Consider the following 11,474-nt stretch of genomic DNA (forward strand, 5'->3'; position numbering starts at 1 on the left):
ACCCCAGCCACCACCCCCGACGGCCCGCTGCCGGAACCGCGCACGGGTTCCAGGCGGCCCGCCTGTCCACTCGGCCGCCGCCAGGACCGGTGAACGGCCATTCCCGGCGGCGGCCGGAGCCAGGCTGGGGCGGGGTCCGGTGGGGATCGCCCACCGTGCCGGTGCGGGCGCTCGGCCCCGTATCCCGCACCGGCGCGGCGGGTGGTCCGCACCCCAGCGAGCCTCGCACGAACAGAAGGAACTCCATGAACCTCCGAGGACTGGCGGCCACGGCCGTCATCGCCTTAGGGCTGACCGCCCTGCACGCCACACCGGCCCAGGCCGCGAACATTCTGGTCAACCCGGGCTTCGAGGCCGACCTGTCCGCCTGGACGTGCAGCGCCGCGGCCCAGGCCCAGATCGTCAGCTCCCCGGTGCACGGCGGCGCGAAGGCGCTGCGCGCGACCCCGGCGGGCGGCGACTTCGCCCGCTGCCAGCAGACGATCACCGTCAAGCCGAACACCGCCTACCAGTTGTCCGCCTGGGCCCAGGGCAGCTACGTCTTCCTCGGCGCGACAGGCACCGGCGTGAACGCCAGCACCTGGGGCATGCCCGGCTCGGCGTGGACCCAGCTCAAGACGTCCTTCACCACCGGCGCCACCACCTCCTCGGTGACCATCCACCTCAACGGCTGGTACGGCCAGACCGCGTACACGGCCGACGACGTCGTGCTCGACGGCCCCGGCGGCGACGACACCCTCCCGCCGACCGTCCCGGGCAACCCGGCCGTGGGCGCCCCCACGGCCGGCTCGCTCACCTTCACCTGGTCGCCGTCGACCGACAACGTGGGCGTGAACCGCTACGAGGTCTCCCGTGACGGCGGCACGCCCGTCAGCGTCACCGGCACCTCGTACACCGCGACCGGGCTGAGCGCGAGCACCACGTACAAGTTCAAGGTCAGGGCCTGCGACGCGGCCGGCAACTGCTCCGCCTACAGCACCGAGGCCAGCGGCACCACCACCGGCACCGGCGGCGACGTCACCCCGCCCACCGTGCCCGGCAACGTGGCGGTCGGCTCGCCCACCACCTCCAGCCTGGCCGTCACCTGGTCGGCATCCACCGACGAGGTCGGCGTGGACCGCTACGAGGTGTCCAGGGACACCGCGGCCCCGGTCGCCGTCAGCGGCACCTCGCACACGGCCACCGGTCTCGCCGCCGACACCGCCTACGGCTTCCGGGTGCGCGCCTGCGACGCGGCGAACAACTGCTCGGCCTACTCCACCTCGGTCAGCGGCAGGACCGCCAAGGACACCGTGCCGCCCGGCGACATCAAGTACGCCCCGTACATCGACATCACCATGCCGAACCCGTCCCTGGTGAGCGCGGCGAACGCGACCGGCGTGAAGAACTACACGCTGGCGTTCGTGCTCGGTGACAGCAGCGGCTGCAACCCGGCCTGGGGCGGCACCATCCCGGTCGCCGAGCCGCGGATCATCAACGACGTCAAGGCCCTGCAGGCGCAGGGCGGCCAGGTGATCGTGGCCAGCGGCGGCGCGATGGGCCCCTACCTGGAGCACACCTGCGGCAGCTCCGCCGCGCTGCTCGCCGCCTACAAGAAGGTGCTCGACACCGTCGGCACCAATCACCTGGACGTGGACGTCGAGGCGTCCATCGACGTGAACAAGGTGAACACCGCGCTCAAGCAGCTCCAGGCAGAACGCGGCACGGTGATCAGCTACACGCTGCGCATCCAGGGCCAGGACTACGGGGTCGACCCGTTCTCGCTGCAGATCCTGCAGGACGCCGCGGCCAAGGGCCTCGAGGTCGTCGTCAACCCGATGCTGATGAACTTCGGCTACACCGGCAACTGGGGCGACGCGATGATCGCCGCCGCCCAGGCCACGCTGAACCAGATGAAGGGCGTGTGGCCGGGCAAGACCGACGCCCAGCTCAAGCGCCTGCTCGGCGTCACCCCCATGATCGGCAAGAACGACACCGGCATGACGACCACCCAGTCGGACGCCCGCAAGCTGCTGACCTGGGCGAACGCCAACCACATCGGTTTCATCGGCTTCTGGTCGGTGGCCCGCGACAACGGCGGCTGCCCCAATGGCCAGGTGTCTCCGACGTGCAGCGGGATCTCCCAGTCCACCTATGAGTTTTCGAACATCTTCAAGGGGTTCACCGGATGAGACTCCTCTCCTCTCTCACGCGTCGCCAGTCGGGGCCCGTCGGCCGGGCGACGTCCGATGATCCGCCGCCCTACCTGTCCGGTTGGCGGGTACGGCGGGCGGCGGCGGTGGTCACCGTGGCCCTGGGACTCGCCACGGTGACCGCCACCCCCGCGCTGGCGGCGAACCTCGCCGTCAACCCCGGCTTCGAGGACGGGCTGACCGGCTGGACCTGCAGCGCGGCGGCCCAGGCCCAGACGGTCAGCTCCCCGGTGCACGGCGGCACGAAGGCGCTGCGCGCGACCCCGGCGGGCGCCGACTTCGCCCGCTGCCAGCAGACGGTCACCGTCAAGCCGGGCAGCACGTACCAGCTGTCGGCCTGGGTGCAGGGCAGCTACGTCTTCCTCGGCGCCAGCGGCACCGGCGTGAACGCCAGCACCTGGGGCATGCCCGGCTCCACCTGGAACCAGCTCAAGACGTCCTTCACCGCCCCCGCCGGCACCTCGTCGGTGACGATCCACCTCAACGGCTGGTACGGCCAGACCGCGTACACGGCCGACGACGTCGCGCTGGACGGCGACCCGGGTGACGGCGACACCACGCCGCCCAGCGTCCCCGGCAACGTCGCGGTCGGCGCCGCGACGAACAGCTCGCTGTCGGTGAGCTGGTCGCCGTCGACCGACAACGTCGGCGTGACCCGCTACGAGGTCTCGCGCGACGGCGCCGCCCCGGTCACCGTCACCGGCACCACGTACGTGGCGACCGGGCTGACCCCGAGCACCACGTACAAGTTCAAGGTCAGGGCCTGCGATGCGGCGAACAACTGCTCGGCCTACAGCGCCGAGTCGAGCGGCACCACCGAGCCCGGCGACCGCGACACCATCCCGCCCACCGTCCCGGGCGACCTCGCCGTGAGCGGCCCGACCAGCAGCTCGCTGAAGCTCACCTGGGCGCCGTCCACCGACAACGTGGGCGTGACCCGCTACGAGATCTCGCGCGACGGCGGCACCCCGGCCCGCTCCGCGGTCCCCTCGTACACGGCCACCGGGCTGAGCCCGAAGACCACCTACAAGTTCAAGGTCAGGGCGTGTGACGCCGCCGAGAACTGCTCGCCCTACAGCGCAGAGGCGAGCGGCACCACCACCGAGGGCGGCGGCGGCGAGCTGCCCAAGCGGGTGATGGTCGGCTACCTGCACGCCTCGTTCGCCAACGGCTCCGGCTACATCCGGATGGCCGACGTGCCGAACGAGTGGGACGTCATCAACCTCGCCTTCGGCGAGCCCACCTCGGTCACCTCCGGCGACATCAGGTTCAGGCAGTGCCCGGTCGCCGAATGCGCCAACGTCGAGCCCGAGGCGGACTTCATCGCCGCCATCAAGGCCAAGCAGGCCCAGGGCAAGAAGGTGCTGATCTCCATCGGCGGCCAGAACGGCCAGGTGCAGCTCACCAGCACGGGCGCCAGGGACAAGTTCGTCGAGTCCGTGTCGGCCATCATCGACAGGTACGGCCTGGACGGCCTGGACATCGACTTCGAGGGCCACTCCCTCTACCTCAACCAGGGCGACACCAACCTCAGCAACCCGACCACCCCGGTCATCGTCAACCTGATCTCCGCGCTGAAGACGCTGAAGAGCCGCTACGGCGCCAAGTTCGTGCTGACCATGGCGCCCGAGACGTTCTTCGTCCAGCTCGGCTACCAGTTCTACGGCCCGGGACCGAACGGCGCGGCCGACAGGAGGGCGGCCTCCTACCTGCCCGTCATCCACGCGATGCGCAACGACCTCACGCTGCTGCACGTGCAGGACTACAACTCGGGGCCGATCATGGGGCTGGACAACCAGTACCACACCATGGGCGGCCACGATTTCCATATCGCCATGACCGACATGCTCCTGGCCGGTTTCCCGATCATGGGTAACCAGAACAACGTCTTCCCGGCCCTGCGCCAGGACCAGGTCGCCATCGGCCTGCCCGCCTCGCCGCAGGCAGGCAACGGCTTCACCACCGTGGGCGAGGTCCAGAAGGCGTTCGACTGCCTGGCCAAGGGCACCAACTGCGGAAGCTACAAGCCGCGCGGCGTCTACCCGAACCTGCGCGGGCTGATGACCTGGTCCATCAACTGGGACAGGTACAACGCCTTCGAGTTCTCCAAGAACCACCGGGCCTATCTGAACGCTCTCGGGTGAAAGCGGACCACCGTGGCGGCGCCGGGCCGCCACGGTGGTCTCGCGATCATGTTCAGAAGAACCGCACGAGCTGGGTCGGCTTGACCGGGATGCCCAGCCCGGGCGGCCGGTAGGTGGGCAGCGCCTCGCCGTACTCGTGCATCCAGGCGTGATCCACCAGCAGGCGCATACGACCGTCGGCCGCGCCCGCGTCACGCGACGCGGGCGCGGTCGTCGCGCGCGAGGACAGCTTGGACAGCGCCGCCGCCACCATCCCGGAATCGGGCGCGGCCAGGTCGCACTGGTCGTCCGGGCCGATGAGCAGCTCCACCTCCGGCGGCAGCGGGTAGATCGGACGCGGGATCGCCAGCACCCGCGGCGCCGGCGCCATCGGCAGCCCGTCGGCCACCGCCTCCAGCAGCACCGAGCGCGCCGTGCGCCGGGCGAACAGGCCCTCGCACAGCGCCCAGCTCAACGCCCCCACGTCCGAGCGGTCCTCGCCGCACGCGTGCATGCACAGGTACGGCACCAGCGGCACCCCGGGACCGCCCGACCCCTGCGCCCAGCCGTTCACGCAGCCGGTGAGCACCAGCAGCGCCAGCATCGCCCGGTAGGCGGTGTCGGCGTGCGCGGTCTCCAGCCGGCCCGGCACGATCATGCACCGGCCGCCGGTCTTCTCCGCCGTCACGCCCAGCTCGCGGGCGATCTTCACGGTGCGCGAGGCCGCCACCCCCGTGTACGCCTCCTGCCAGGCCGGCGTGTACGGCTCGCCGCGGTCGGCGTACCCGGACGGCCAGGTGCCCGGCAGGCCGTCGCGCTCCACCCCGTACACGGCCAGGAGCAGGTCGAACACGGTGGTCACCAGGTCGTCGCCGGCCCGCATCACCGGCACGCCCCGGCGGAGCACCGCGGGTCCCTCGTCGAAGCGCGGCAGCAGCACTTCCACCGCCTCGCCGCCGTACAGGCTGAGCCGGTCCGACACGCCGTCGAGCACCTCGCCAGGCACGAACCCGCCGTCCGCGCGCTCGCGCAGCCGCACCAGGAACGGCAGGTCGGTACGTTCCATGGCGTGCCCGGAGAACGGCATCCGGTCCAGGAAGAACTCCTTGAGCAGCACGTGCCCCATGGCCATGGCCAGCGCGCCGTCCGTGCCCGGGCGCACCACCAGCGTCTCGTCCGACAGCCTGGTCGGGTGGGTGCCGATGGCCACGACCTTCTGTCCCTTGTACCGTCCGGCGATCACCCAGGGCGTGTCGGCCGTGCGTATCGTCCGGTTGTTCTCGCCCCACAGCAGCACGTACGCGGCCCGCGCCCAGTCGTCGGCCCCCGGTCCGGGGAAGCGCGGGCCGAGCACCTGCTCGGGCGCGCACGGCTGCTCGGTCAGCACCGCGCCGCCGAGCCCGCCCACCACCTCGGCCAGCGGCGAGGTGGCCAGCGCCGCCACCTGGTCGGCCCCGTGCGTGTTCGCGGTGTGCACGATGGCCGCCGCGACCAGCTCGGCGGCGGTGCCGTCGTCCAGCGGAACCCGCCGTTGCCCGCGCGTCTGCCGGTACGCCTGAGAATTCCCTGTGAGTTTCGCCCAGGCCGCGACCGGGTCGCGCAACCCGTCCCGCACCTCGAAGTAGAGCCTGACCAGTGTCTGGTTGACCTGCGATCCCCCCATGGAAAAAGTTCAGCACAGACGGTCACGTTCTACTGCGTTACGACCCCGCATGTCGGGGATAAGAATGAGAAGCCCAGGTGGCGGTAGTGACGCGGGTACGGCAGGCTAGATGCCGCCATGGATTACGCAGTTCTCACGGGGGTCGTCCTCGTCACCGGTGTCGTGCTCGCTCTGATCGCCCAATGGCGCGACTGGCGGCCGTCTCTCATGCACGCCGTCCTCGTCGGCGTCGTCGTCCGGGTGCTCATCATGATCACCTCGGCGAACGACACCTGGCAACCCGTCGACTTCATGGAGAGCTTCAAGCCCGCGGGCGACGCGATCCTGCGCGGCGAAGACCCGGTGCTGGCCAGCGAGGGCGGCTGGCACTTCCTGCCGACCATCCCGTACGTGTACGGCATCCTGCTCTGGCTGGGCATCCCGTGGGAATACGCCGGCCGCCTGGTCACCGTCGTCGCCGACATCGTGATCATCCCGCTGGTCGCCAAGCTGGCCGGCGGTGAGAAGGCGAACCTGCGCGCCCTGCAGTACGCGCTCAACCCGCTGGCCGTGATGATCGCCTGCATCCACGGCCAGGTCGAGCCGGTCGCGCTGGTGTTCGGCGTGGCCGCGTTCGTGGTGGCGCGCGGCCCCGGCTCGCCCGAGCGCGCGGGCATGACCACCGACGTGGTCGGCCGGGTGCGCGGCGGCCTGGCGGCCTACGGCTGGCAGAGGTCGGCCAGGCGGGTGCTCGGCCCCCGCGGCATGCTGCACCGGGCGCTGCTGCCCGCCCCCGACGACCGGGCCGACCTCAGGCGCGGCGCGCTGGCCGGGCTGCTGATGGGCCTGGCGCTGTGCGCGAAGAGCTGGCCGATCTGGCTCATCCCCGGCATGCTGCTGCTCCTGCCGAACCTGCGCGCCAGGATCGCCGGGCTGTTCGTCACCGGCCTGGTGCCGCTGTTCTTCCTGGTCACCCTGCCGATCTTCGCGGGCACGTCGCTGCACCAGATCCCCGAGGTCATCGCCACCATCCAGGACATCAGGCCGATCGTCGGCGAGTGGGGCTGGACCCCATGGTTCACCGGCGGCGACTGGGCACTGCTGCCCATCCACGCCAAGATCGGCACCTATCTCATCTACGCCTCCGTCGTGGTGGTGATCGTCGTCTGGCGGCGGGCCGACCCGATCGACATGACGCTGGCCATCCTGCTGATCTTCATGGTCGTCACGCCCAGGCTCGGCGCCCAGTACCTGCTCTGGTTCATGCCGTTCCTGGTGGCCAGGCCCACCCGGTTCGCCTGGCCGGCCATCATCGGCGTCTCGCTCTGGGCCGGCTACGGCTACCTGTACATGACCCAGTTCGACGTCAACACCTGGTGGTTCCTGCACCGCGACTGGTCGCGGGCGTCGATCGTGCTGCTGCCCGTGCTGTTCGCGGCGCTGCCGTGGAACCGGATGAAGGCGCCGGCGATGGTGCCGGCCCGCTCCGCCGGGCGGGCGGAGAAGGCCGGCGTGTAGCCGTCAGCGGCACAACCACTGCCACAAGGTGACCCACTGGCCGGGGTGCACGTGGCCGACCACGGTGTCGCGGGCCACGTCCGCGGCGGCCAGGGCGGCGTCCACTCCGTCGTAGCGGGCCTTCAGCGAGGCCCGCAGCGAGCCGCCGACCCCGCCGAAGCCCAGCTCCACCAGCTCCTGGTAGGAGCGGCGGTCCTCGACCAGCGGTTCCGGCCTGCGCCGGATCCGCAGGATCGCCGAGTCGACCGACGGCACCGGGCGGAAGCTCTCCCTGCCGATCGTGTCGCCGAGCCGCCAGTCGAACCAGGGCCACGACTCCACCGTGACCAGGCTCCAGCGGCCGTAGTCGCCGGTGCGCTTGCGCGCGTACTCCCGCTGCGTGAGCAGCGTCGCCGAGGTGAGCGCGGGCGCGCGCAGGCACCAGTCGACGATCTTCGACGTGACCGAGTACGGGATGTTGCCGACGACCGCGAACGGCTCGCGCGGCGCCCGCGCGGCCGTGAAGTCGCCCCTGACCACGTCGATCCTGGGATCGTCACGGGTCCGCGAGGCCAGCCGCCCGGCCAGACGCGGGTCGATCTCGTAGCCCACGACCCGTGCCCCGGCCTCGGCCAGCGCCAGCGTGAGCACCCCTTCGCCGGAGCCCGGCTCCAGGACGAGACCCTCCGGCGCGGCCGCCTTGATCATCAGGTCGACGGCATGGCGGTCGGCCAGGAAGTTCTGCGAGAGCGCGCGCCTGGCCCGATCGACGGGCGTGCGGCCGCCGCCGCTGTTCCTGACCTTCTTCTGGGTGTGTGAATAGTTTCCGTGCGCGTAGTTCTGCGCCACAGCACTGCCCTTTCGGGTCCTCGAGATGAACAGGTCTCGAAGGGCCCTGGGCGCGCCAGTGGACGCGCGTGATCAGCGTCCGCTAGCGGGCCAGAGCCCGGCTGTGGCGGGTGCGGATGAAGACGGCGCCGTAACCGAAGGAACACATGGTCGCCGACTGTAGGCGGCCCCACGCGAGCGCGGCAACCGAATTAAATGAGGTGCGCGGCCCCGGCGACCTTGGCCAATCTGGAAGCCATGCAGGCAACGGTCACCGTCACCCCGGCGCAGCTCCCCGAGCTGCTGCTGCACGTTGCCGTGGTCCGCCCGGTGTTCCTGTGGGGCGCGCCGGGCATCGGCAAGAGCTCCCTGGTGCGCGAGTTCGCCGGCTCGCTCGGCCTGGAGTGCGTGACCCTGCTCGGCACCCAGCTCGCCCCCGAAGACCTGATCGGCGTGCCCGAGCTGGTGGGCGGCCGCAGCAGGTTCGCCCCGCCGGAGTCGATCGCCCGCGACGAGCCGTACTGCCTGTTCCTCGACGAGCTCAACGCCTCCTCGCCGGAGGTGCAGAAGGCGTTCTACTCACTGATACTCGACCGCAGGATCGGCACCTACGAGCTGCCGGCCGGGTCGGTGGTGATCGGCGCGGGCAACCGGGCCACCGACAACGCGCTGGCCCGCCCGATGGCGTCGGCGCTGATCAACCGGCTGGTCCACGTGCACCTGCGGGCCTCGCCCGACGACTGGCTGAAGTGGGCGGCCGGCAGCGGCATCCACCCGTGGATCATCGACTACCTGGTACAGCGCCCCGACCACCTGTGGAGCGCGCCGCCGAAGACCGAGGAGCCGTTCTCCTCGCCGCGCGCCTGGCACATGCTGTCCGACGTGCTGACCTCCTACGGCGACGGCGTCCCCGACGAGACGCTGGCCATGCTCGCCTTCGGCACGCTCACCGCCGGCCACGCCTCGGCCTTCCGCGCGTACATCAAGACCGTCCGCCACGCCTACGACCTGGAGGCCGTGCTCAAGGGCGAGGCCCCGTGGCCCAGGCGGCCGGAGGAACGCGACCTGCTGTACTTCCTGTCGGAGGCCTTCCGCGCCCGGCTGATCAAGGAGCTGCCCAGGGAGAAGCGCGGCGCCTCGGCGCGCGGCCGCGACCTGGCCTTCCGCGCCAAGACCCTGCTGGTCGAGCTGGCCGAGATCTCGCTCGAATGCGCCCAGCTCGTCATCGCCACCGACGCCGACGGCGCGCCCGCGCTGCCGACCTGGTTCCTCGTCGAGGTCGGCAGAGACCTGCCCAGGCTGATGGCGGCCCGCGGGTGAGCCGGGGCGGCCGGGCCAAGGCCAAGGCCGACCCGTGGCGGGCCGAGATGCGCAAGGGCTTCGGGCTCGTCGCCGCGCACCCGCTGTTCGGCTTCTTCCGCCTCTACCTGGAGGAGGCCGGGGCCGACGAGCTGTCGCACCACACGTGGGCGGTCATCGACGACGACGGCGACGTACGCGTCAACCCCGGGCGGCGCGCCCCGGCCGAGGAGTGGGCGTGGGTCTCCGCCCACCTGGTGCTGCACCTCGGCTTCGGCCACGCCGACCCGCGCAACTGCGCGCCGAAGGACGTCGACGGCGACCGTCCCGACCCGGCCTACCACGCGGCCTGCTGCCTGGCCGTGGACCGCTTCCTGGTCACGCTGAAGCTCGGCCGCAGCCCGGTCCCGCAGCCCGCGGAGTGGCCCGAGGAGGACGAGGTCACGCTGTCGGAGCGGTGGCGCAGGACCGGCATCCCGGAGCGGTTCCGCCCGGCGGGCGAGCCCGACTTCCGCATCGGCGGCGTCGAGACCGCCGAGAACCACGACTTTCCCTTCACGTTCGCCTGCGGCGTCTCGGGAGCGGCCGGCGCCGCGCTCGACCGGGCCGGCCAGCCGCGCACGCCGGTGGAAGGCCACGTCAAGGGGCCGTGGGACACCGCGTTGCGCTGGTTCGTCTCCTCCTACCCGCTGCTCGGCGCGCTCGCCGCGGGCATGAAGATCGTCTCTGACGCCGAGCTGGCCAGGGGCCGGCAGATCGCCGTCGCCGCGGTCAGCGCGGAGGCCGGCGAGATCTACGTCAACCCGCTGGCCACGCTCGGCGAGGAGGAGTGGCGGTTCGTGCTGGCGCACGAGATGCTGCACGCCGCGCTCCGGCACGGCGAACGCGCCGGGATGCGCGACGCCTACCTGTGGAACGTGGCCTGCGACTACGTGATCAACGGCTGGCTGGTGGAGATGGGCGTCGGCGTGATGCCGGAAGGGCTGCTGTTCGACCAGTCGCTGTCCGGCCTGTCGGCCGAGGCGGTCTACGACCGGATCGCCACCGACCTGCGGCGGCTCAGGAAGCTCGGCACGCTGCGCGGCCGCGGCCTCGGTGACCTGCTCGACCGTCCGCCCGGCGACCGCGGCTGCCACGTCGACCTCGACGAGTACTACCGCAACGCGTTGTGCACCGGTCTGGCCTACCACGAGTCGGCCGGCCGCGGGTTCCTGCCCGGCGGGCTCGTCCAGGAGATCAGGGCGCTCGACCAGCCGCCGCTGCCCTGGGACGCCCGGCTCGCCCAGTGGTTCGACGAACGTTTCCAGCCCGAGGAGAAACGCCGCTCCTACGCCCGCGCCTCGCGCCGTCAGGCGTCCAGCCCGGGCATCCCGCGCCCGGGGTGGCTCCGGCCGGAGGAGGTGGTGCGGCGGCCGACGTTCGGCGTGGTGCTCGACACCTCGGGCTCGATGGACGTCAAGCTGCTCGGCAAGGCGCTCGGCGCGATCGCGTCCTACGCCGCCGCCCGCGACGTGCCGCGCGCCCGCGTGGTGTTCTGCGACGCGGCCGCCTACGACGCCGGATACCTGCCGGTCGAGGACATCGCGGGCAAGGTCAGGGTGCGCGGCCGGGGCGGCACGATGCTCCAGCCCGGCATCAGGCTGCTGGAGAACGCCGACGACTTCCCGCCCGACGGGCCGATCCTGGTGATCACCGACGGCGCGTGCGACGTGCTGCGGGTGCGCCGAGACCACGCGTTCCTGGTGCCGCCGGGCGCGGCGCTGCCGTTCAGGCCTCGCGGACCGGTTTTCGCCATGAAATGATCGCGGTGATGTTACGCCTCGCCGTGATCGTCTGCGTCCTCGTCTCGGTGGCGGCCTGCGCCGCGTCCCGCGTCACCGCGCCCACCACCCC

General features: G+C 71.6%; 7 protein-coding genes. 5 read left to right on the forward strand and 2 right to left on the reverse strand.

Annotation, left to right across the window (positions count from 1 at the left end):
- Window positions 1-245: 245 nt before the first annotated feature.
- Together HII36_RS49280 and HII36_RS49285 are read left to right on the forward strand one after the other, a co-directional pair.
- Window positions 246-2,171 carry a fibronectin type III domain-containing protein gene (locus HII36_RS49280; RefSeq protein ID WP_173530321.1) on the forward strand — a complete coding sequence of 642 codons (1,926 nt, stop codon included), beginning with the start codon at window positions 246-248 and terminating at the stop codon, window positions 2,169-2,171.
- On the forward strand, window positions 2,168-4,336 hold the full coding sequence (locus HII36_RS49285; RefSeq protein ID WP_173530322.1) for a glycoside hydrolase family 18 protein: 2,169 nt from the start codon (window positions 2,168-2,170) through the stop codon (window positions 4,334-4,336). Before HII36_RS49280 ends, HII36_RS49285 begins: the two co-directional genes overlap by 4 nt.
- A 52-nt stretch (window positions 4,337-4,388) precedes the next feature.
- Here HII36_RS49285 and HII36_RS49290 read toward each other — a convergent pair whose 3' ends face one another.
- Window positions 4,389-5,978, reverse strand: a complete 1,590-nt coding sequence (locus HII36_RS49290) for a molybdopterin-dependent oxidoreductase (RefSeq protein WP_173530323.1) — start codon at window positions 5,976-5,978, stop codon at window positions 4,389-4,391.
- Between the two features lie 117 nt (window positions 5,979-6,095).
- Here HII36_RS49290 and HII36_RS49295 point away from each other — a divergent pair, with 117 nt between their 5' ends.
- Entirely contained in the window at window positions 6,096-7,475 is a 1,380-nt protein-coding gene (locus HII36_RS49295; protein ID WP_173530324.1) for a hypothetical protein, read from the forward strand.
- 3 nt (window positions 7,476-7,478) lie between these two features.
- On the opposite strand, the gene erm is transcribed toward HII36_RS49295, so the two are convergent.
- A complete protein-coding gene (gene erm, locus HII36_RS49300) occupies window positions 7,479-8,189 on the reverse strand; it encodes a 23S ribosomal RNA methyltransferase Erm (protein ID WP_236004858.1) in 711 nt (236 codons plus the stop codon).
- Window positions 8,190-8,540: 351 nt separating this feature from the next.
- Between erm and HII36_RS49305 the strand changes: the two genes are divergently transcribed.
- Together HII36_RS49305 and HII36_RS49310 are read left to right on the forward strand one after the other, a co-directional pair.
- Window positions 8,541-9,602: an AAA family ATPase gene (locus HII36_RS49305; protein WP_173530326.1), complete on the forward strand. Its 1,062-nt coding sequence runs from the start codon at window positions 8,541-8,543 to the stop codon at window positions 9,600-9,602.
- Window positions 9,599-11,383 carry a vWA domain-containing protein gene (locus HII36_RS49310; protein WP_328808243.1) on the forward strand — a complete coding sequence of 595 codons (1,785 nt, stop codon included), beginning with the start codon at window positions 9,599-9,601 and terminating at the stop codon, window positions 11,381-11,383. Before HII36_RS49305 ends, HII36_RS49310 begins: the two co-directional genes overlap by 4 nt.
- Window positions 11,384-11,474 lie beyond the last annotated feature (91 nt).

Source organism: Nonomuraea antri (assembly GCF_013283785.1).
In the GTDB taxonomy this organism is placed as follows: domain Bacteria; phylum Actinomycetota; class Actinomycetes; order Streptosporangiales; family Streptosporangiaceae; genus Nonomuraea; species Nonomuraea antri.